Origin of the sequence: Phenylobacterium sp. (assembly GCF_031181185.1) — a bacterium.
In the GTDB taxonomy this organism is placed as follows: domain Bacteria; phylum Pseudomonadota; class Alphaproteobacteria; order Caulobacterales; family Caulobacteraceae; genus Phenylobacterium.
On the sequence record NZ_JAPSKZ010000064.1, the window covers coordinates 1 to 18,375 of the forward strand.

Here is an 18,375-nt window from a genome sequence, read left to right on the forward strand (position 1 = left end):
TTCTTCATGCGCCAGATGCAGGGCGCCGCGGGCGCCATGGGCTTCGGCAAGTCCAAGGCCCGGCTGCTGACCGAGAACAAGAACCGCGTCACCTTCGAGGACGTGGCCGGCGTCGACGAGGCCAAGGAAGAACTGCAGGAGGTCGTCGACTTCCTCAAGGACCCGCAGAAGTTCCAGCGCCTCGGCGGCAAGATCCCCAAGGGCGCCCTGCTGATCGGCCCGCCGGGCACCGGTAAGACCCTGATCGCCCGCGCCGTCGCGGGCGAGGCGGGCGTGCCGTTCTTCACCATCTCGGGCTCGGACTTCGTCGAGATGTTCGTGGGCGTCGGCGCCAGCCGCGTGCGCGACATGTTCGAACAGGCCAAGAAGAACGCGCCCTGCATCATCTTCATCGACGAAATCGACGCCGTGGGCCGGCACCGGGGCGCGGGCCTCGGCGGCGGCAACGACGAACGCGAGCAGACGCTGAACCAGCTGCTGGTTGAGATGGACGGCTTCGAGGCGAACGAGGGCATCATCCTGATCGCCGCCACCAACCGTCCCGACGTGCTGGACCCGGCCCTGCTGCGTCCCGGCCGCTTCGACCGCCAGGTCGTGGTGCCGAACCCGGACATCAACGGCCGCGAGCGCATCCTGCGCGTGCACATGAAGAACGTGCCCCTGGCCGCCGACGTCGAGGTCAAGGTCATCGCGCGCGGCACCCCCGGCTTCTCGGGCGCCGACCTGGCCAACCTGGTCAACGAAGCCGCCCTGATGGCCGCGCGGAAGAACCGCCGCATGGTCACCATGCGCGACTTCGAAGACGCCAAGGACAAGGTCATGATGGGCGCCGAGCGCCGCTCCATGGTCATGACCGAGGACGAGAAGAAGCTGACCGCCTACCACGAGGGCGGCCACGCCCTCGTCGCCCTGAACGTGCCGGCCACCGATCCGGTGCACAAGGCGACCATCATCCCGCGCGGCCGCGCGCTGGGCATGGTCATGCAGCTGCCCGAGCGGGACAAGTTCTCGATGTCCTACGAGCAGATGACCTCGCGCCTCGCCATCCTGTTCGGCGGCCGCGTCGCCGAAGAGCTGATCTTCGGCAAGGAGAAGATCACCTCGGGCGCCTCTTCGGACATCAGCCAGGCGACCAAGCTCGCCCGGGCCATGGTGACGAAGTGGGGCTTCTCGGACCGGCTGGGCGCGGTCGAGTACGGCGAGAACCAGGAAGAGGTCTTCCTCGGCCACTCGGTGGCGCGCAACCAGAACGTCTCGGAAGAGACCGCCAAGATCATCGACGAGGAAGTGCGCAAGCTGGTGGAAGGGGGCGAGCGGGAAGCCCGTCGCATCCTGACCGAGAAGATGGACGAGCTGCATACCTTGGCGAAGGCCCTGCTGGAGTATGAGACCCTCACCGGCGAAGAGATCGTCAATGCGCTGAAGGGCATACCGCCCAAGCGCGACGAAGCCGACGCGAAGCGGCCGACCGGACCTGCGGTGGCGGTGCCGATCTCCCCCCGGCCCAGCGCCGAGCCGGCGTGACGATCGAGGGGCGGTCCGCAAGGGCCGCCCCTTCTGCTTGCGCGGTTAGCGCAGAGCGTCCATCAGCGCGAGCCACGCCGGTGTCGCGGCGACGCCGAACAGCAGGATCGGCTTGCCGAGGCCGATGAGCGCGCCCGACCAGAGGTTCGCTGGATGGGGCCGCCCATGCGCGATCCAGTCGAAGGCGATCACACCCGCCACCGCAACGAGCGTCAGGCTCAGGAAACCGGGCGGGCCAAACGGCATCAGGGCGGGTATGCGCGCCAGCGCTGGAGTCAGCAGGCTGACCGTAGCCATGGTCATCAGCCGCTTGTGCCAGTCTGAACGTTGCCGGAGAAACGCGCCCCAGGCGACGAGCCCCGCGAAGATCGCGATGTCTCCGAAGGGCAGCATGGCGAACTGCCGGATGTCGCCCGGGACGGGCGGCTGACCACCGCGCAGCGTATCCAGTGCGGCGGCGATGCCTAGCGCCACCATCACACCGGCCCAGGCCAGCGACGCCCACCCGAGCTTGCGATGCAGGTCCGTCCGGCCGGCTGGAACCAGCAGGGTCTGCGCCAGAAACAGAGCGAGCCAAACGGTGAAGACCGCGCCGTGCGCCGCCAGCACGGGCTTCAGCGGTCCCAGCTCGGCGGTCCGCATATAAAAGGTGGGTGCGAAGCCCACGATGACGACGCCCGCTGTCAGCAGCGCCACCAGCACGTAGAAGCGGCGCTTGGGCCGGCGGGTGACGCCGGCTGTAGTCGGGGATGCAGCCATGGCTCTCCTCCCAGAAGTGCATGAGGAGGTTGCCACGACTTGATCGAACGGCGCTATCCAAAGATCGGCGACCGAGGATCGCTGTAGTCTGAGGTGTGCGCCTGCTATCAACGCAGCCGATGAGCCTCGCCGCTTCCGCCCCGCCGGCGCCCGTCCGCGTGATGGGCGTGCTGAACATGACGCCGGACAGCTTCTCGGACGGCGGGAGCCTGGGCAGTGTGGAGGCGGGGCTCGCCCGGGCGCTGGCGTTGGTCCGCGCGGGCGCGGACATCCTGGACGTGGGCGGCGAGTCCACGAGGCCTGGCGCGACCCCGGTGCCTGCCGACGAGGAGATCGTGCGCGTCGTCCCGCTGATCCGCGCCATCCGGGCCGAGAGCGGCGCGCCGATTTCCGTGGACACCATGAAGCCGGAGGTGGCGCGCGCCGCGGTCGCCGCCGGCGCCACCATCTGGAACGACGTGGCGGCCCTCCGCTGGCCCGGCGCGCTGGAGGCGGCCGCCGAACTCGGCTGCGACGTGGTGCTGATGCACATGCAGGGCGAACCCGGCACCATGCAGCGGGAGCCGCGGTACGACGACGTGGTCGCCGACGTCGCCGACTTCCTCGCCGCCCGCGCGGAAGCCGCGATGGCGGCCGGCGTCGCACGCGAGCGCATCTGGCTTGATCCGGGCGTGGGCTTCGGAAAGCACATGATCCGCCACAATCTGCCGCTGCTGGCGGGCCTTCCGCGGATCGTCGGGCTGGGCTTCCCGGTGCTTCTGGGCGTCAGCCGCAAGAGCTTCATTGGCGCGCTGGACGAGCAGGCGCCGCCCGACGCGCGGCTGGGCGGTTCGATCGCCGCAGCGCTCGCCGGAGCCGCGGCGGGCGTGGCCGCCGTGCGGGTCCACGACGTGCGCGAGACGGTTCAGGCCCTCAGGGTCTGGCAGGCCATCGTCCAGGCGGGCTATCAGGTCTGATGCACAAGGGCAGGGTCCTCATCATCGCCGGTTCGGACAGCGGCGGCGGCGCCGGCGTCCAGGCCGACATCAAGACCGTCACGGCGCTGGGCGGCTATGCGGCCACGGCGATCACCGCGCTCACCGTCCAGAACACGCTGGGCGTCAGCGGCGTACATCCCGCGCCGCTTGCGATCGTAGAAGCCCAGGCCCGTGCGGTCCTCGACGACATCGGCGCCGATGCGATCAAGACCGGCATGCTGGGCGACGCGGCCACGGTGGACCTGGTCGCGCGGTTGATCGAGGACGCCGGCGCGCCGGCCGTGATCGATCCGGTGATGGTCGCCAAGGGCGGCGCGTCGCTGCTGGCGGCCGACGCCGTGGTCGCGGTGCGCGAGCGCCTGGTCCCGCGCGCGGCGCTCCTGACGCCGAATGCGCCCGAGGCCGAGGCGCTGACGGGCCTCGCAGCGGCCTCCACGGACGACCTCCGCCGTGCGGGCGAGGCGCTGCTGTCGATGGGCGCGAAGGCGGTGCTGATGAAGGGCGGACATGTGCCGGGCGATCGCGTGGTCGACGTCCTGATGACGGGTGAGGGCGAGACCGCCTTCGAGACCGATCGGATCGACACCCGCCACACCCACGGCACGGGCTGTACGCTGGCCTCCGCCTGCGCGACCGGGCTCGCCCAGGGGCTGGCCCTCACCGACGCGGTCGCCCGCGCCTGGGCCTATGTGCAGGAGGCGATGCTGCGCGCGCCGGGACTGGGCGCCGGCCACGGCCCGCTGGACCACGCCTGGCCGTTGCGGGGCCGGGCATGAAGCACGCCGACGATCTCGAGGCGATCCTGCGCCGTTCCGAGCCCCTGATGCAGGTGCTGCGCACCCTGCGCGAGATCGACCTGCCGGACTGGCTGGTCTTCTCAGGCGCGGTCTACCAGCGCGTGCTGAACCACCTAGGCGGCCGCGACCTCGACTACGGTATCAAGGACTACGACGTGGGCTATTTCGACGCCTCGGACATCTCGTACGAGGCGGAGGATGTGGTCATCCAGCGCGCTGCCGCCGCCTTCCAGCCGCCGCTGCGCGAGATGGTCGAGGTGCGCAACCAGGCCCGCGTCCATGTCTGGTTCGAGGGCAAGTTCGGGGAGCCCTATTCGCCGTTGACCTCGTCGGCCGAGGCGCTGGAGCGCTTCGTCAGCCCGATGTTCGCCGTGGGCGTCCGCCTCGAGGCGGGCGACCGGATGACGATCCTGGCGCCCTTTGGGCTTGAGGACCTGTTCGCGCGGGTCCTGCGGCCAAACCCGCTCCGACGCGAGCGAAGCTTCGCCCGCATCGCAGCTTCAGCGAAGGCCCGCTGGCCAGAGATCCAGGTTATGGAGGCCTAGCGGCGATAGACGTCCGGGTCATGGATCTGCATCCACCGGTCCGCGCCGGTCAGCTCGGTGAAGCCGAACTGGCGATAGAGCTCGTGGGCGTCGGCGGTCGCCAGGTGCAGGCGGCGCAGACCCTGCAGGTCGGGATGCCCCTTCAGATACGACATCAGCCGCTTGCCGACGCCTTGGCCGCGATACGCCGCATCCACGAAGACGTCGCAGATCCAGCCGAAGGTGGCCCGGTCGGTCACCACGCGGGCCATGCCGGCCATCTCGCCGGCCGCCGTGTAGCAGCCGGCCGTCAGGCTGTTGGCGCAGGCGCCCCGGAAGGTCTCGAGCGGAATGCCGGCCGCCCAGTAGCTCTCGCCGGAGATCCAGGCGTGGGCGCGGGCGAGATCGAACCGCGCCGGGTCGTCGCTGACATGGAAAGCGGCGTCTGCGATCTCGTGCGGCATCGTCCCTCCTGAGCGCGCCGCGGTCCGGCGCGGCTGAAGTGGCACTTGCCCGCCGCGCCCACCGGGCCGCAAGTGCCGGTCATGCGCCAGTGGACCGTCGACGCCTTCGCCGCCCAGCCCTTCCGGGGCAATCCCGCTTGCGTGGTCGAGCCGTTCGAGGCCTGGCCCGACGACACCTGGATGCAGGCTCTGGCCGCCGAGAACAACCAGGCGGAGACCGCCTTCCTGGTGCGGACGGCCGACCCGGACCGGTTCGGCCTGCGCTGGTTCACGCCGCTGCTGGAGGTGCCGCTGTGCGGCCACGCGACCCTGGCCGCGGCCCACGTGCTGTTCGCCGAGCTGGGCGCGCCGGCGACGCGCCTGACATTCGAGACCAAGTCGGGACCGCTGAGCGTGGCGCGTCGCGGCCAAGGCTATGAGATGGACTTCCCCTCCCAGCCGCCCCGCCGGATCGAGCCGCCGGCCGCGCTCGCCAAGGCCCTGGGCGTGCAACCCCGGGAGGTCTGGGCGTCCACCTATCTCGTGGCCGTGGTGGACGACGAGGCTACGGTGCGCGCGCTGCGCCCCGACGTGCCGGCCCTCGCCGACCTTGGCGTGGAGGCCAGCGGCGGTCCCGGCAATATCGGCGTGGCCGCCCTCGCGGCGCCGTCCAAGCCATATCAGGTGGTGAGTCGCTTCTTTGCGCCTGGCTCCGGCATTCCGGAGGACCCGACAACCGGCTCGCTGCACTGCATCCTGGCTCCGCTGTTCTCCGACAAGCTTGAGCGGGCGACGCTCGCCTACCACCAGGCCTATCCCGGCCGGGGCGGCGACCTAGAGTGCGAGGTGACGGGCGACCGGGTGCTTATTCGCGGCGGCGCGGTGACGGTGCTGAGCTCCGTGCTCCACGCATAGGAAAACGCCCCCGGAGGTCTCCGGGGGCGTCCATGGCCGTGCCGGCCGTTAGCGCCAGCGGTTCGCGCTGTAGCGCGGATAGTTGTTGGTGGCCGCCTCGATGCGGTTCACCACGTTCGTGAGCCGACGATACTGCCACTGGCTGGCTTGGCCGGTCTCGACGCGCCAGGCCAGGGGCTGCACCTCGCGCAGCTCACGCTGCAGCTGGCGGGCGTGACCCCAGGAGATGCGGCCTTCCTGGGCGGCGTTGTTGATCCGCCATTCGAGGCCGTCGACATAGCCGGTGGTCAGATTGCCGCGGTAATCCTCGCGTCGATCGTAGTCGCGCCAGGGCTGCGCGGTGGCGGCGGTGCTCGCCACGCCAGTGATCGCGAGAGCGGCGGCGGCGATAGCGGTGGTCAACTTCAGCTTGTTCATCGATCTATTCCTCTGCTCCGGTCGTCCCTCGGCTTTGGAAGTCCTGAGTGGCGGCCAAAACTATTTCCAAAACACTTTGTTCCAACTTCCGACGCGGAGTGCGTCCGCGTCGGAATTCGGTGTGGCCTAGCGGCGGCTGTACTGATGGTCGCGGCGTTCGAAGCGCAGCTGGCCCTCCAGGCGGTCGAACCGGCGATCCAGGTCGGCGCGCTCCCAGCTCGAGAGGCCGTTGACCCGGTAGCGGGCTTCCAGACGGGCGATCTGGCGGAAGTCGTCGCGCAGCCGGTTGGCCTCGCGCCGCGTCAGGTCGCCGTGACGGACACCCTGGTCGATGCGACGCTCGATCCGGTCCTGCCGCTGGTTGATGTTCTGCCAGCCGTCGTTGTGGCGGTAGCCCTGGGCGGCGGCGGGCGCGGCGACGCCGGCGACGGTGGCGACGGCGGCCAGGGAGACGATCAGCTTCTTCATGGTCAGGTCCTCCAGACCCTTCGTTGCGCCGCGGGGGCGGCTTCGATGGGTGCAGGAAACCACGTTGCGCCTGACCGCCGTCTGAGCCCGGCGGTTGTGTGCGGTTCAGCTAGATGACTGGCCCTTCATGCCCGCTTGCGGGCGTCGCGCCTCAGGCGGCGGCGGATTTGCCCCGGCTGGCGCCCGCGGCCGCGACCGCGTTCAGGGCGGCCGAGATCGCGTCGTACAGCTTGGCGATCTCGATCGGCTTGGCCACGTGGGCGTCCATGCCGACAGCCAGATACTCTTCGACCTGATGGGTGAGGGCGTTGGCCGTGAGCGCGACGATGGGGGTGCGGGCGCGCTTTTCGGCCGCTTCCAGGCTGCGGATCTCGCGGGCGGCGGTGATCCCGTCCATCACAGGCATCTGGATATCCATCAGGATCAGGTCGTAGGCGCCGGCGCGCCACGCCTCCACGGCCTCCTTGCCGTCAGGCACGATGTGCACGTCGATGCCAAGCGAGCCCAGCACCGCGGCCAGGACCTGCTGGTTGGTAGGGTTGTCCTCAGCCGCCAGCAGGCGCAGGTCGCCGTCGTCGCTGGCGGGCGCAACTTCTGCCGGCGCCGCCTCGGCGGGCTGCCCGCGCTTCAGCGGCAGCTCGACGGTGAAGGTCGAACCGTGGCCTTCGCGGCTTTCCACGTCGATCGAGCCGCCCATCATCTGGGTCAGCTCGCGGCAGATGGCGAGGCCCAGCCCCGTGCCGCCGAAGCGGCGGGTGGCCGAATTGTCAGCCTGGGTGAACTTCTCGAACAGGCTGGGCAGCTTTTCCGGGGCGATCCCGACGCCGGTGTCGCGGACCACGATCCGCAGGGCGCCGGTCTCGCCGATGTCCACCGTGGCGCGCACCTCGCCCTGGGTGGTGAACTTCACGGCGTTGGACAGGAGGTTGCCGACGATCTGGCGCAGGCGGTCTGCGTCGCCGCGCCACCAGCCGCGCGCGGTTTCTCCGACCTCGACCGAGAAGGCCAGGCCCTTGCCCTCGGCGATGACGCGGAAGTTCTCGCCAACTTGCTCGAGTTCGGGCCCGAGTTCGAAGTCCTCGTCCAGCAGGGTGAGTTTGCCGGCCTCAATTTTCGAGAGGTCCAGCACGTCGTTCAGCACCGCCAGCAGCAGCCCGCCCGACCGGCGGATCACGTCCAGCCGCTCCCGCTGCAGCGGCTCGAGGTCGCCCAGGGCCATGACCTCGGCCATCGCGAGCACGCCGTTCAGCGGCGTTCGGATCTCATGGCTCATGTTGGCGAGGAACTGAGTCTTCAGCACATTGGCGGCGTTGGCGGCGTCGCGGGCGCTCTCCAGCTCGCGCATGGTCCGCTTCAGTTCCTGCTCCCGCTCGCCCAGCTTGGTCAGCAGGTGGTTGAAGCTCTCGGTCAGGCTCTCGAACAGGGCGTCGCCCGCCTCGACGTCCACCGGGGTGAAGCTGCCGCCGGCGGCCACCTCATGCATGGCATGCGAGAGCGCCTGCACCGGCTGGATCACCCGATGGGCCAGGCTGCGCGACAAGAACAGCGCCACGCCCACGCCGCCGAACAGCAGCACGGCGGTGAGCGCGATGAACTTCGCGAGCATCGGCTGCAGGCGCGGCCGCTCGACGACCATCCGCAACTGGCCCATCGGCTGACCGTCGACCAGCACCGGCATGTCGAAGGTCTCGACGTCCCGGCCGGCGGGACGCGCCCGCTCATAGCGTGCGAGTTCCTGGCCCGACTGGCCGATCAGGCGCGCGGAGACGACCTCAGGGCTCGCCTGGACGGCCGAGAGCGCAGCCTTGCTGTCGGGCTTGTTGTCCACCACCGGGGCGGCCATCTGCGCGGTGATGCCGGCGAGGCTCTCGTGGATCCGGTGGGACTGCGACCTGGCCACGACCCACTGCTGCAGCATGAAGGTGAGACAGGCCGCCAGCAGCACCACGACCGTCGTGATGACGCCCACGCGCGCGACGCGGGCGTGGAAGGTCGCGGAAGGCGCGGAGCCCTTCCGGCCCGCATCGGCGAAGGTGCGCAGCGCGAACATGGGTTGGTTGATAGCCCCATAGTCCTAACGCTTCGCTTCTACCGCCCCGTTGACCGAACTGTGTTCTGGGCGCCACGCCACAACCGCCGGCCGAGAATTTTATGGTTAACAACCTATGAATCTATTGCGGGAAGCTTTACCATTCCTTTACCTTAACGGCTGTCGGGTAACTGGAAGGGTGTCCCCATGGAAAAGGTTTTCGTCGCCCAGCGCGTGGCCAAGAAGCTGTTCACCACGGAAGCTGCGGTCGATGGCGCGCTCGCTGAAGCCGCCGAGCTGATGGCCGCCATGATCGCGGCGCGAAAGGACGCCAACCTGTCGCTCGTGTTCGCGGATGACGTTCAGGTGAAGCTGATGGACGCCATGAAGGCGCTCAGCGAGGCTCGCACGGCCATGGTCGGCGTGCACAGCGAACTCAACGAGGCCAAGCTGCGCCTCGGCATCCGCACCAAGATGGTCGGCGAGATGCACAAGAACGAAATGTCGTCGGTCGCCGCGCCCGTGGAGATGCGCGAGGTCGGCTGACCCCCGCATCACGGTTGCAATAGTTTAACTATTCTCGCGCCCCTAATCCGCGTTAGGGGCGCGAGATGCTTTATACCCTCTACACGGCCTATTCTTTGCTGATGGTGATTGCGCTCAGCGCGGTCCTCGCCGTGTGGAAAGGCGGGTGGGCGGAGCGCGTCGGCGCTGGCGTCAACCTGCTGGCGGCTCTCTCATTCGAATTGGCCCAGCGGCAGCTGGCGGGCGATGCGCTCGCCACGACGACGCTTGTGCTCGATGGGGTGCTCGCGCTCAGCTTCCTCGGGCTGACCCTCCGCTTCGCGAAGACTTGGTTGGGGCTGGCCATGCTTTTGCAGGCGATGCAGTTCGCGCTTCACGCCTACTACTACGTGGTTGAGCGGAAGCTGGACGCTCTGTTCGCGATCGTGAACAACCTGGTCAGCTGGGGGCTGATCGCGTGCATCGTGGGGGGTGTGGCGGGCCACTGGGCCAGCGAGCACCGCCGCCGGCGCGCCGTGCTCCACCCGCTCTAGCTTGCGCTCCGCTGTCCGGGCGCCCTGATCGGCCCCGCGACCTGCAGACGCGCTCACAGGCGCTGCAGAAAGTTTCTCTTGCACCGCAGCAAGAACGGGGGCTTCTGGGCGGCGGGCCACGCCCTCCCAACGGGGCGCTGCCTATCTGCAAGGATAGGAGACATCGCAGGTGACTACGCCTCCCCACACCGGGGCCAAGCCGGCCATGCGCCCGGCTCGTCCCGAATTCTCTTCCGGCCCGTGCGCCAAGCGCCCCGGCTGGGCCCCTGAAAACCTCCGCAACGCCGTCCTGGGCCGTTCGCACCGGTCCAAGCTCGGCAAGTCGCGCCTCAAGGAGGCGATCGACCGCACGCGCGAGGTGCTGCAGGTTCCCGACGACTATCTGATCGGCATCGTGCCGGGCTCCGACACGGGCGCGGTCGAGATGGCCCTATGGTCGATGCTGGGCCCCAAGCCCGTCCAGCTTCTGGCCTTCGAGAGCTTCGGCAAGGACTGGGTCACCGATGTCGTGAAGCAGCTGAAGCTGCCGGCCGAGGTGCTGGACGCGCCCTACGGCGAGCTCCCCGACCTGACCAAGGTCCGCAAGGACGCCGACCTGGTCTTCACCTGGAACGGCACGACCTCGGGCGTGCGCGTGCGGAACGCCGACTTCATCGCCGACGACCGCGAAGGCGTGACAATCTGCGACGCCACCAGCGCCGCCTTCGCGCAGACGCTGGATTGGCCGAAGCTCGATGTGGTCACCTTCTCCTGGCAGAAGGCGCTGGGCGGCGAGGCCGCGCACGGCGTGCTGATCCTGTCGCCGCGCGCTGTCGCCCGACTAGAAAGCTACAGCCCGCCGTGGCCGATGCCGAAGCTGTTCCGCATGACCAAGGGCGGCAAGCTGAACGCCGAGATCTTCGAAGGCTCGACGATCAACACGCCCTCGATGCTGTGCGTCGAGGACTACCTGGACGCGCTGGCCTGGGCCCAGAAGATCGGCGGCCTCGCCGAGCTGAAGCGCCGCGCCGACGCGAACCTGGCGGTTCTGGAGTCGTGGGTCGAGCGCACCGACTGGGTGGCCTTCCTCGCCGAGGACGCCGCCGTCCGCTCGAACACCTCGGTGTGCCTGAAGGTCGTCGATCCCCGCGTCACCGCCCTGGCGGCCGACGCTCAGGCCGACTTCGCCAAGAAGCTGGCACAGGCGCTGGAGAAGGAAGGCGTGGCCCTCGACGTGGGCGGCTATCGCGACGCCCCTCCGGGCCTGCGGATCTGGTGCGGAGCCACCGTCGACACCGACGATGTGGACGCCCTGACGCCGTGGCTGGACTGGGCCTTCGCGAGCCTCTCCGCCGAATTCGCCGCGGCCTGAGCCGCAGCCACCTTGACATCGACCGCCGGGCGCGTGGCGTCCGGCGGCGCATCATCGGACATCTGAAATGCCCCGCGTTCTCATCGCCGACAAACTCAGCCCCGCCGCAGTCGACATCTTCAAGCAGCGCGGCGTCGACGCCGACGTGAAGACCGGCCTTCCCAAGGACGAGCTCCTCAAGATCGTCGACCAGTACGACGGCATCGCCATCCGCTCGGCCACCAAGGTCGACAAAGACGTCATCGCCGCCGCCAAGAACCTGAAGGTCGTGGGCCGCGCCGGGATCGGCGTGGACAACGTCGACATCCCCGCCGCCACGGCCGCCGGCGTGGTCGTGATGAACACCCCCTTCGGCAACTCGATCACCACCGCCGAGCACGCCATCGCCATGATGTTCGCCCTCGCCCGCCAGCTGCCCGCCGCGGACGTCTCCACCCAGGCCGGCAAGTGGGAGAAGAACCGTTTCATGGGCGTCGAGCTGTACGGCAAGACGCTGGGCCTGATCGGGGCCGGCAACATCGGCTCGATCGTCGCCGACCGGGCGCTGGGGCTGAAGATGAAGGTCGTGGCCTATGACCCGTTCCTGTCGCCCGAGCGGGCGGTGGAGATGGGCGTCGAGAAGGTCGAGATCGAGGAGCTGCTCGCTCGCGCCGACGTCATCACCCTGCACACGCCGCTGACGGACAAGACCCGCAACATCCTGTCGGCCGAGAACCTCGCGAAGACGAAGAAGGGCGTCCTGATCGTCAACTGCGCCCGTGGCGGCCTGGTGGACGAGGCGGCGCTGCGCAAGCTGCTCGACGATGGCCATGTGGGCGGCGCCGCCTTCGACGTGTTCGTCGAGGAACCGGCCAAGGACAACGTGCTCTTCGGCGCCGAGAACTTCATCGCCACGCCGCACCTCGGCGCCTCGACCCTGGAAGCTCAGGAGAACGTCGCCCTCCAGGTCGCCGAGCAGATGAGCGACTACCTGCTGACCGGCGCCGTCACGAATGCGCTGAACAGCCCCTCGGTCACCGCCGAGGAAGCGCCGCGCCTGAAGCCCTTCGTGGCCCTGGCCGAGAAGCTGGGCGCCTTCGCCGGCCAGATGGTCGACTTCGGCGTCAAGGCGGTCGACATCGCCTTCGAGGGCGAGGTGGCCAAGCTGAACACCAAGCCGCTCAGCGCGGCGGCGCTGGCCGGCGTGCTGCGGCCCATGCTGGCCGAGATCAACATGGTCTCGGCGCCGGCGGTGGCGAAGGAGCGCGGCATCACCGTCTCGGAAAGCCGTCAGGAAGAAAGCCCGATCTATGAGAGCCTCGTGCGCATCACGGTGACCACCGAGAAGGGCAAGCGCTCGTTCGCCGGCTCGGTCCTGGCTGGCGCGCCGCGCATCGTGGAAGTGAAGGGCATGGACCTGGACGCGCCCTTTGCGTCCCGCATGCTGTACGTGAACAACCTGGACAAGCCGGGCTTCATCGGCGCGCTGGGCGCCCTGCTGGGCGATGCGGGCGTGAACATCGCGACGTTCAACCTGGGCCGCGTCGACGCGGGCGAGGACGCCATCGCCCTGGTGGGCGTCGACCAGGCCCCCGACGAAGCGCTGCTGGGCCGGATCCAGCAGCTGCCGCATGTGAAGGAAGCCCGGGCCCTTCGGTTCTAACTCGACCTTGTCGTCCCGCGCCTGGCTCCACAACTTTGAGCCAGGCGCGGGAGGATGCCCATGAAGATCATCGGTTCGTACGTCTCGCCGTACGTGCGCAAGGTGCTGGCCTGCCTGAACCTGAAGGGGCTGGCGTATGAGATCGACCCGATCACGCCCTTCTACGGCGACGACCGGTTCGAGCGGATCAGCCCGCTGCGCCGGATCCCGGTGCTGGTCGACGGCGACCTGACCCTCTGCGACTCCTCGGTGATCTGCGCCTACCTCGACGAGGCCTATCCGCAGCGGCCGCTGCTGCCCGCCGACGCCAGGGAGCGGGCGCGCGCCCGCTGGCTGGAGGAGTTCGCCGACACCCGTCTGGGCGACGTCTTCATCTGGGGCTTGTTCTACCAGAAGGTCGTCCACCCCATCGTCTGGAAGCAGCCCGGCGACCAGGCGCGCATCGAGAAGAGCCTCGCGTCCGACATCCCCGCGGCGATGGACTACCTCGAGAGCCAGTTGCCGGCGGACGGCTTCGTGTTCGGCGACATCGGCCTGGCGGATATCGCCGTCGCCAGCTTCTTTCGAAACGGCGCCTATGCCGGGTTCGAGCCGGATCCCGCTCGCTGGCCGAAGACCGCCGCCTTCGTGGCGCGAGCCTTCGCGCATCCCGCGCTGGCGGCGCTGGAGCCATTCGAGCAGGCCCAGATCCGCAGCAGCCCACAGGGCCGCCGCGCCGCCCTCCTGGAAGCCGGCGCGCCGCTGACCGAAGACACGCTGGGCCTGCCGACGCCGCGGCCGGGCGTGATGACCCTCTAGCCGCCGGACAGCGCGCCGAAGATCAGCAGTTCCTCGCCTGGACGGATCGGCCGGGTGACGTCGCGCGTCTCGTCCTGGCCGACGAACAGCCGCATGTGCTTCCGCACGCGGTCCTGCTCGTCGATGACGCGGAACTTCAGCCCCGGGTAGGCGCGATCCAGGTCGTCCAGCACCGCCCCCACGGTCTCGCCGGTGGCGGTCACCCGCGTGACGCCGCCGGTGTAGGCTGAAAGCTGCGAGGGCACGAACACCGAGATCATGGGGCCGGCGCCACGGTCACCGAGTAGATCTCGGGCAGGTGGGCGCAGATCTGGCGCCAGCTGTCGCCTTCGTCGCCGCTCGCCCACACCTCCCCGCCGGTGGTGCCCAGATAGAGGCCCTGGGGATCGGCGCGGTCGCCGCAGAACGCCTGACGCTTGACGGTGAACCACCCCTGTTCCGCCGGGAAGCCGCGGTCCTGCCGCTCCCAGGAGGCGCCGCCGTCCCTCGTGCGATAGACCGCGGGCCGCCCTCCGGGGCTGACGCGTGGCCACACGTCCGTGCCGTCCATCGGAAACACCCAGGCCGTCTGGTCGCAGCGGGCGTGGGGCACGATGGAGAAGCCGATGTCCCCGATCTCGGGCGGCATGGCCTTGCCGATCCGCTCCCAGCGCTCGCCCGGCCGGTCCAGACGGTAGATGCCGCAGTGGTTCTGCTGCCAGATGCGGTCAGGATTGGTGGGCGCCAGCGCAATCTGGTGGCTGTCCTGGCCATATTCTGGGAACGGGTCCGGCAGGAAGTTCGCCTCCACGTTCTGGTTCAGCGGCCGCCAGGTCGCCCCCTGGTCGGTGGTCTCCAGCACCCCGGCCGAGCAGGTAGCCAGGTACATGTGGCGGGCGTCGCGCGGGTCGATGGCGACGCCGGCCACGATCGCGCCATCGGGCGTGCCGCCGTCGGGCGGCAGCCAGTCCATGATCTTCGGATGCTCGTTCAGACCCCGCACGCTCTCCCAGGTGTCGCCGCCGTCTTCACTGCGGAACAGGCCCGGCGGCGAGGTGGCCGCCCACCAGACGCCGGGCTCCTCGGTATGGCCGGGCTCGAGCCAGAAGGTGTGGTTCACCGACCGACCGTGCGGCTCGCCCTTCGGAAAGGCCGGCGGGCTCTTGGCTTCGGTCCAGGTCTGGCCGCCGTCGGTCGAGCGCAGGATGGTGGGCCCCAGGTGGCCGGTGGAGGCCGCCATCAGCATGGTGCGCGGGTCCCGGGGATCGGCGACGAAGTGATTGATGATCTGACCCAGGAACATGGGGCCCTGCGTGCGCCAGGCGCCGCGCCCCGCGTCGCTTGTGAGCACCCAGGCGCCCTTGCGCGTGCCGATCAGCAGTCGAACAGGCTCGGTCATGTGTGTTCCTCCCGACCGAAGGACGAACCATACCACCAGAATCCGACAGGGCGGATCAGCGACACCTCGCGGCCTGTTCGGCGACGTAGTCGGTCATCGCGGGCAACCCGGCCCAGGCGCGACGCTGGTCGAGCCTGGCGGGCTCTTCGACCTCTCGCGGGGTCCAGACGCCGGAGCCGCTGCAACTGCCCATGATCCCGAAGCGCTGCGGATTGTCGGTGTTGCGCGCCCACCTGTCGAAGGTGAAGGCGAAGAGGCGCCGGTTCGTCTCGCGGTTTTCGGCGAGGGGCTCGAGCAGGGCGATCATCCGCCGTTGGAACGCGGGGTCGGCGTCGGCGTGCTGGACGATCAGTCGAGCCGCCTGGTCCGCCGCGGCGCCGTCGCGGCTGATCGTGAACCAGCCGCGTTCGGCAACCACTCTGGCGAGCCAGGCTTGGTTCGCGGCGTCGGCCTGCAGCGCCTCGGCCGAACTCAAGCCGTCCGCCAGCTGAAGGACGAGAGGGCTCGCCCCTGGCGCGAACGCCGCCTTCGCGGCGGCGGAAGTGCTCTCGCGAGCGGCCTGGTCGCGGGCGACGTTCTCGAAGAGCTGCCGGTGGACGTCGGACTGCCCTGCCCGGGCCTGCTTCACCAGCTCAGTCGTGACAGGATAGGCGCCGATCGGGGATCGGCCCGTGGCGAACAGGGTCTTGATCGCCGCGCGGCGACGGGCGTCGGCCTCGCGCGCGGCGCGGCAAGCGTCCCGCCATTGCAGGTCGTCCACCTGCGCCCGCGCCTTCGCCAGCGCGGGCATGTTGAGGGCGAAAGCGGGCGTTCCAAGACAGGCGGCGACGGTCTCCCGCTCGAGCGCCGGCGGGGCGCTGGCGCCCAGGATGGCGGCGAGGACGAGGGCGATCATGACCGGATTGAGCGGCGGCTGGCTCCCAGCGTCAACTGGAGGCTCAGTGGAAGTCGCGGCTGCGGATCAGACGGCCGCTGACCTTTGAGTGGGCGGTGATCGGCGCTTCGTCGGCGCGCATCTCGGACAATCTGTGCGAGAGGTCGGTGAAGCGCTCGGCCACCACGTGGATCACGTCGCCTTCCCGCTGCACCTGGCCATGGACGACGAGGAAGGACGAGCCCATCACGATCCGGCGGTTGGCCTCGAAGGCGTCGCGCCAGATGACGATGTTGGCGATGCCGGTCTCATCCTCCATCGTCAGGAACACCACGCCCTTGGCGGTGCCCGGCCGCTGGCGCACCAGCACCAGGCCGCCGACGCAGAGCCGGCGCTTGTCCCGAACGGTCTTTAGCGCCTCGCAGCGGACTGCGCCCATCGCGGTCAGGTCGTCGCGGAAGAAGGTCATCGGGTGCGCTTTCAGGGACAGGCTGGTGGTCCGGTAGTCCTCGGCCACGTGCTGCGGCAGGTTCATGAACGGCAGCTCGACCTGCGGCTCCTTCAGGGTCTGGCGGGTCAGCAGCGGCGCGTCGCGCTCGGCGCCCCACTCGTCGGAGAGGCCCTTCACGGTCCACAGGGCCTCGCGCCGGCTCACGCCCAGACCATGGAAGGCGTCGGCTTCGGCCAGCAGCTCCAGCGCCCGGCGCGAGAGACGGGCCTGCCGGGCGAACGCCTGGATCGTCCGGCAGCCGGCGCCCCGCGCCTCGACCAGCGCCTTGGCCTCGGCCTCCTTGAACCCCTTGATCTGCCTGAGACCCAGACGAACGGGGCGGTAGCGTTCGCGCGGGTCGTCCTTCTCTTCCAGCGTGCAGTCCCAGTCCGACGTCGTCACGTCGGGGGGGCGGACCTCCACGCCATGCTCGCGGGCGTCCCGCACCAGCTGGGCTGGCTGGTAGAAGCCCATCGGCTGGCTGTTGAGCAGCGAGACCAGGAAGACGTCCGGGTGGTGGCATTTCACCCAGGCCGAGACGTAGACCAGGATGGCGAAACTGATCGCATGGCTCTCGGGGAAGCCGTAGGAGCCAAAGCCCTCGATCTGCTGGAAGCAGCGGCGGGCGAACTCCGGGTCGTAGCCGCGGCGGATCATGCCCTCGACGAACCTGACGCCGTACTCGCCGATCGTACCCATGTGGCGGAAGGTGGCCATCGATCGGCGCAGCCCGTCGGCGTCGGCCTCGGAGAACTTCGCGGCCTCGATGGCGATGCGCATGGCCTGCTCCTGGAAAAGCGGCACGCCAAGCGTCTTCTCCAGGATCTTCCTCAGCTCGTCCTTGGGTCCGTGCGCCGGGTTCGGCGCGGGGTAGTGGACGGGATCCTTGCCTTCACGGCGCCGCAGGTAGGGGTGGACCATGTCGCCCTGGATCGGGCCCGGCCGGACGATCGCGACTTCGATCACCAAGTCGTAGAATTCCCGCGGCTTCATCCGGGGCAGCATCGACATCTGCGCCCGGCTCTCCACTTGGAAGACGCCGACGGAATCCGCGCGGCTCAGCATCTCGTAGACCGCGGGATCTTCCTGCGGGATGTCGGCGATGTCCCTCAGGCCCAGAAGGTCCAGGCTCTTCTTCAGCGCGGTCAACATGCCCAGAGCCAGGACGTCGACCTTCATCAGCTTCAGGGCGTCGATGTCGTCCTTGTCCCACTCGATGAAGGTGCGCTCCTTCATGGCCGCGTTGCCGATGGGCACGGTCTCGTCCAGCCGGCGCTTGGTCAGCACATAGCCGCCCACGTGCTGGGACAGGTGGCGCGGGAAGCCCAACAGCTCCTGGGCCAGGCTCGTGGCCCGCCGGATCTCGGGCGCGTCCGGGTCGATGCCGCACTGGCGGATGTGCTCGTCGGGCACGCCGTCGCCGTAGCTGCCCCAGACGGTGTTCGCGAGCGCCGCGGTGACATCCTCGGTCAGGCCCAGCGCCTTGCCGACCTGGCGGATCGCCATGCGAGGGCGATAGTGGATCACCGTCGCCACGATCGCGGCGCGGTCGCGGCTGTAACGGTCGTAGACGTACTGCATCACCTCCTCGCGGCGGGCGTGCTCAAAGTCCACGTCGATATCGGGCGGCTCGTTCCGGTTCTCGGAGATGAAGCGCGAGAACAGCAGCTCCTGGCCCTTCTTCGTCGGATCGACCGACGTCACGCCCAGGCAGAAGCAGACGCAGGAATTGGCCGCCGAGCCGCGCCCTTGGCACAGAATATCCTGGCTGCGAGCCCATTGGACGATGTCGTGTACGGTCAGGAAGTAGTTGGGGTAGTCCAGCTTCTCGATGACCTCGAGCTCGTGCGTCACCAGCTTGCGAACGATGTCCGGCGTCCCTCCGGGATACCGCCACTCGGCGCCGGCCCAGGCCAAGTCGCGCAAGTGCT

General features: G+C 69.2%; 19 protein-coding genes. 10 read left to right on the forward strand and 9 right to left on the reverse strand.

Annotated elements, in window-relative coordinates; genetic code table 11:
* The coding region (gene ftsH / locus RIF93_RS09825) for an ATP-dependent zinc metalloprotease FtsH (RefSeq protein WP_309090826.1) at window positions 1–1,524 on the forward strand (1,524 nt) is incomplete at its 5' end.
* Between the two features lie 45 nt (window positions 1,525–1,569).
* Here ftsH and RIF93_RS09830 read toward each other — a convergent pair.
* Entirely contained in the window at window positions 1,570–2,283 is a 714-nt protein-coding gene (locus RIF93_RS09830; protein ID WP_309090828.1) for a hypothetical protein, read from the reverse strand.
* A gap of 119 nt (window positions 2,284–2,402) precedes the next feature.
* On the opposite strand from RIF93_RS09830, the gene folP reads away from it, so the two are divergent.
* The 3 genes from folP to RIF93_RS09845 are packed head-to-tail and all read left to right on the forward strand — an operon-like array spanning window position 2,403 to window position 4,602.
* Window positions 2,403–3,239 carry a dihydropteroate synthase gene (gene folP, locus RIF93_RS09835; protein WP_309090830.1) on the forward strand — a complete coding sequence of 279 codons (837 nt, stop codon included), beginning with the start codon at window positions 2,403–2,405 and terminating at the stop codon, window positions 3,237–3,239.
* Entirely contained in the window at window positions 3,239–4,036 is a 798-nt protein-coding gene (thiD, locus tag RIF93_RS09840) for a bifunctional hydroxymethylpyrimidine kinase/phosphomethylpyrimidine kinase (protein ID WP_309090832.1), read from the forward strand. The genes folP and thiD overlap by 1 nt, the downstream gene beginning before the upstream one ends.
* Window positions 4,033–4,602: a nucleotidyltransferase family protein gene (locus RIF93_RS09845; protein WP_309090834.1), complete on the forward strand. Its 570-nt coding sequence runs from the start codon at window positions 4,033–4,035 to the stop codon at window positions 4,600–4,602. Before thiD ends, RIF93_RS09845 begins: the two co-directional genes overlap by 4 nt.
* On the opposite strand, the gene RIF93_RS09850 is transcribed toward RIF93_RS09845, so the two are convergent.
* The gene (locus RIF93_RS09850) at window positions 4,599–5,045 is read right to left on the reverse strand and encodes a GNAT family N-acetyltransferase (RefSeq protein ID WP_309090836.1); all 447 of its coding nucleotides are present in this window, start codon (window positions 5,043–5,045) and stop codon (window positions 4,599–4,601) included. The genes RIF93_RS09845 and RIF93_RS09850 overlap by 4 nt on opposite strands.
* Before the next feature lie 81 nt (window positions 5,046–5,126).
* On the opposite strand from RIF93_RS09850, the gene RIF93_RS09855 reads away from it, so the two are divergent.
* Window positions 5,127–5,939: a PhzF family phenazine biosynthesis protein gene (locus tag RIF93_RS09855; RefSeq protein ID WP_309090838.1), complete on the forward strand. Its 813-nt coding sequence runs from the start codon at window positions 5,127–5,129 to the stop codon at window positions 5,937–5,939.
* A gap of 48 nt (window positions 5,940–5,987) precedes the next feature.
* On the opposite strand, the gene RIF93_RS09860 is transcribed toward RIF93_RS09855, so the two are convergent.
* From RIF93_RS09860 to RIF93_RS09870, 3 genes are all read right to left on the reverse strand, one after another.
* A complete protein-coding gene (locus RIF93_RS09860) occupies window positions 5,988–6,356 on the reverse strand; it encodes a hypothetical protein (RefSeq protein WP_309090840.1) in 369 nt (122 codons plus the stop codon).
* Between the two features lie 126 nt (window positions 6,357–6,482).
* A complete protein-coding gene (locus tag RIF93_RS09865) occupies window positions 6,483–6,824 on the reverse strand; it encodes a hypothetical protein (RefSeq protein ID WP_309090842.1) in 342 nt (113 codons plus the stop codon).
* A 151-nt stretch (window positions 6,825–6,975) separates the two neighbouring features.
* Entirely contained in the window at window positions 6,976–8,874 is a 1,899-nt protein-coding gene (locus RIF93_RS09870; RefSeq protein ID WP_309090844.1) for an ATP-binding protein, read from the reverse strand.
* Window positions 8,875–9,060: 186 nt separating this feature from the next.
* Between RIF93_RS09870 and RIF93_RS09875 the strand changes: the two genes are divergently transcribed.
* The 5 genes from RIF93_RS09875 (at window position 9,061) to RIF93_RS09895 (ending at window position 13,702) form a co-directional block, all read left to right on the forward strand.
* Entirely contained in the window at window positions 9,061–9,399 is a 339-nt protein-coding gene (locus tag RIF93_RS09875) for a hypothetical protein (protein ID WP_309090846.1), read from the forward strand.
* Window positions 9,400–9,464: 65 nt separating this feature from the next.
* On the forward strand, window positions 9,465–9,911 hold the full coding sequence (locus RIF93_RS09880; RefSeq protein WP_309090848.1) for a hypothetical protein: 447 nt from the start codon (window positions 9,465–9,467) through the stop codon (window positions 9,909–9,911).
* A gap of 205 nt (window positions 9,912–10,116) precedes the next feature.
* On the forward strand, window positions 10,117–11,262 hold the full coding sequence (locus RIF93_RS09885; protein ID WP_375163872.1) for a phosphoserine transaminase: 1,146 nt from the start codon (window positions 10,117–10,119) through the stop codon (window positions 11,260–11,262).
* A 67-nt stretch (window positions 11,263–11,329) separates the two neighbouring features.
* Window positions 11,330–12,904: a phosphoglycerate dehydrogenase gene (gene serA / locus RIF93_RS09890; RefSeq protein WP_309090852.1), complete on the forward strand. Its 1,575-nt coding sequence runs from the start codon at window positions 11,330–11,332 to the stop codon at window positions 12,902–12,904.
* Window positions 12,905–12,964: 60 nt separating this feature from the next.
* Window positions 12,965–13,702, forward strand: a complete 738-nt coding sequence (locus RIF93_RS09895; protein ID WP_309090854.1) for a glutathione S-transferase family protein — start codon at window positions 12,965–12,967, stop codon at window positions 13,700–13,702.
* Here RIF93_RS09895 and RIF93_RS09900 read toward each other — a convergent pair.
* From RIF93_RS09900 to RIF93_RS09915, 4 genes are all read right to left on the reverse strand, one after another.
* Window positions 13,699–13,962 (reverse strand): MoaD/ThiS family protein, encoded by a 264-nt coding sequence (locus tag RIF93_RS09900; protein WP_309090856.1) that lies wholly within the window; start codon window positions 13,960–13,962, stop codon window positions 13,699–13,701. The two genes, RIF93_RS09895 and RIF93_RS09900, sit on opposite strands and share 4 nt — an antisense overlap.
* A complete protein-coding gene (locus RIF93_RS09905; protein WP_309090858.1) occupies window positions 13,959–15,080 on the reverse strand; it encodes a glycosyl hydrolase in 1,122 nt (373 codons plus the stop codon). The genes RIF93_RS09900 and RIF93_RS09905 overlap by 4 nt, the downstream gene beginning before the upstream one ends.
* Window positions 15,081–15,135: 55 nt before the next feature.
* Window positions 15,136–15,975, reverse strand: a complete 840-nt coding sequence (locus RIF93_RS09910; protein ID WP_309090860.1) for a DUF6624 domain-containing protein — start codon at window positions 15,973–15,975, stop codon at window positions 15,136–15,138.
* Between the two features lie 43 nt (window positions 15,976–16,018).
* Window positions 16,019–18,375 (reverse strand): error-prone DNA polymerase (locus tag RIF93_RS09915; RefSeq protein WP_309090861.1); only part of this gene is annotated, 2,357 nt, incomplete at its 5' end.

Coding starts and splice junctions, on each gene's coding strand:
- RIF93_RS09830 (WP_309090828.1), bottom strand. CDS start 2,283: ATGGCTGCATCCCCGACTACAGCCGGCGTCACCCGCCGGCCCAAGCGC.
- folP (WP_309090830.1), top strand. CDS start 2,403: ATGAGCCTCGCCGCTTCCGCCCCGCCGGCGCCCGTCCGCGTGATGGGC.
- thiD (WP_309090832.1), top strand. CDS start 3,239: ATGCACAAGGGCAGGGTCCTCATCATCGCCGGTTCGGACAGCGGCGGC.
- RIF93_RS09845 (WP_309090834.1), top strand. CDS start 4,033: ATGAAGCACGCCGACGATCTCGAGGCGATCCTGCGCCGTTCCGAGCCC.
- RIF93_RS09850 (WP_309090836.1), bottom strand. CDS start 5,045: ATGCCGCACGAGATCGCAGACGCCGCTTTCCATGTCAGCGACGACCCG.
- RIF93_RS09855 (WP_309090838.1), top strand. CDS start 5,127: ATGCGCCAGTGGACCGTCGACGCCTTCGCCGCCCAGCCCTTCCGGGGC.
- RIF93_RS09860 (WP_309090840.1), bottom strand. CDS start 6,356: ATGAACAAGCTGAAGTTGACCACCGCTATCGCCGCCGCCGCTCTCGCG.
- RIF93_RS09865 (WP_309090842.1), bottom strand. CDS start 6,824: ATGAAGAAGCTGATCGTCTCCCTGGCCGCCGTCGCCACCGTCGCCGGC.
- RIF93_RS09870 (WP_309090844.1), bottom strand. CDS start 8,874: ATGTTCGCGCTGCGCACCTTCGCCGATGCGGGCCGGAAGGGCTCCGCG.
- RIF93_RS09875 (WP_309090846.1), top strand. CDS start 9,061: ATGGAAAAGGTTTTCGTCGCCCAGCGCGTGGCCAAGAAGCTGTTCACC.
- RIF93_RS09880 (WP_309090848.1), top strand. CDS start 9,465: ATGCTTTATACCCTCTACACGGCCTATTCTTTGCTGATGGTGATTGCG.
- RIF93_RS09885 (WP_375163872.1), top strand. CDS start 10,117: ATGCGCCCGGCTCGTCCCGAATTCTCTTCCGGCCCGTGCGCCAAGCGC.
- serA (WP_309090852.1), top strand. CDS start 11,330: ATGCCCCGCGTTCTCATCGCCGACAAACTCAGCCCCGCCGCAGTCGAC.
- RIF93_RS09895 (WP_309090854.1), top strand. CDS start 12,965: ATGAAGATCATCGGTTCGTACGTCTCGCCGTACGTGCGCAAGGTGCTG.
- RIF93_RS09900 (WP_309090856.1), bottom strand. CDS start 13,962: ATGATCTCGGTGTTCGTGCCCTCGCAGCTTTCAGCCTACACCGGCGGC.
- RIF93_RS09905 (WP_309090858.1), bottom strand. CDS start 15,080: ATGACCGAGCCTGTTCGACTGCTGATCGGCACGCGCAAGGGCGCCTGG.
- RIF93_RS09910 (WP_309090860.1), bottom strand. CDS start 15,975: ATGATCGCCCTCGTCCTCGCCGCCATCCTGGGCGCCAGCGCCCCGCCG.